Origin of the sequence: Dokdonia sinensis, assembly GCF_003688895.1 — a bacterium.
Classification (GTDB): Bacteria; Bacteroidota; Bacteroidia; order Flavobacteriales; family Flavobacteriaceae; genus Dokdonia; species Dokdonia sinensis.
In genome coordinates this window covers 1-1,137 of record NZ_REFV01000041.1, presented here as the reverse complement: position 1 = coordinate 1,137, position 1,137 = coordinate 1, and the positions used below count along the sequence as shown (strand labels likewise).

Below are 1,137 nucleotides of genomic sequence, written 5' to 3'. Positions count from 1 at the left end.
TTGTGCCTGTTGCACAACTCCCTAAAAATAGGTAATTTCATGGTATGCAAGGCAAGAAGGTATATCAAGAAAAACTTTTTAATAGTTTCCAGTTAAGTGATCGTGTTCCAGAGTTTAATTTTTATCGCAGGTTGCGCTCTGTACTTCATCTGGACTTTCTTTATGATAAGACACGTGCGTACTATGGTCATAGCGGTCAGCAGAGTATTGATCCTGTGGTGTTCTTTAAACTCTGTTTGGTAGGTTACTTGGAGAATATCATCAGTGACCGCAAGCTTATCGAGCACGCTAGTATGCGGTTAGATATCTTATACTTTTTAGGTTATGACATTGATGAGTCACTTCCTTGGCATTCTACCATTAGCCGTACACGGCAACTGTTTCCAGAATCTGTTTTTGAAGAAGTATTTACGCACGTTTTTACGATGTGTGTAGACCAGGGAATGGTAAAGGGTAGTACACAGGCTATTGACGGTGCTCCTGTCAAGGCAAATGCATCTATGGACAGTCTTGAGCTCAAGGTACCCGAGAGCGATCTGGACGCCCATCTGGCAGAGATACGTCACATCAGCCATCGTGATAAAGAAGTTTTTAGAAAGGCCAAAGTAGATAAGGCAAGCCTTGACACACAAACGATCACCGCTAGTGATGCCGAACTCAAGAGCATCGCCAGTCGTCAGAAGAACTGGAGTAGAAATCAAGACCAGCGTCCCGGCGCCAAAAATAAGGGAAGTCGCTACACCAGTAACAAGACCCATTATTCTCCCACAGATCCCGATGCGAGGATAAGCGTTAAGCCCGGCAAGGCACGCAAACTCAACTATAGCAGCCAGCTCAGTGTAGATACTGCCCACCACGTGATCACAGACATAAAAGCCTACCACGCAGATGGTAAGGATAGCCAGTACCTTCCAGATATTGTAAACCGCTTGCAGCGTCGATTATGGAGGCAAGGATTTAAACTGGAAAACGTGCTTGCAGACACAGGTTATTCTAGTGGTGAGAACTATGCTTTTCTAGAGTCTAAGGGTATCGCTGGGTATATACCGCCTCACGGCACCTACAAAGGTGGTCCAGATGGCTTTACGTATGTCAAGGAGCAAGACCATTACATCTGCCCTGCAGCAGAGGTGATCC

At 45.5% G+C, this 1,137-nt stretch carries 1 protein-coding gene; it reads left to right on the top strand.

Annotation, left to right across the window (positions count from 1 at the left end; genetic code table 11):
* Positions 1-44: 44 nt before the first annotated feature.
* Positions 45-1,137: transposase (locus tag EAX61_RS16320; protein WP_121918774.1), on the top strand; the 1,093-nt coding region annotated here is incomplete at its 3' end.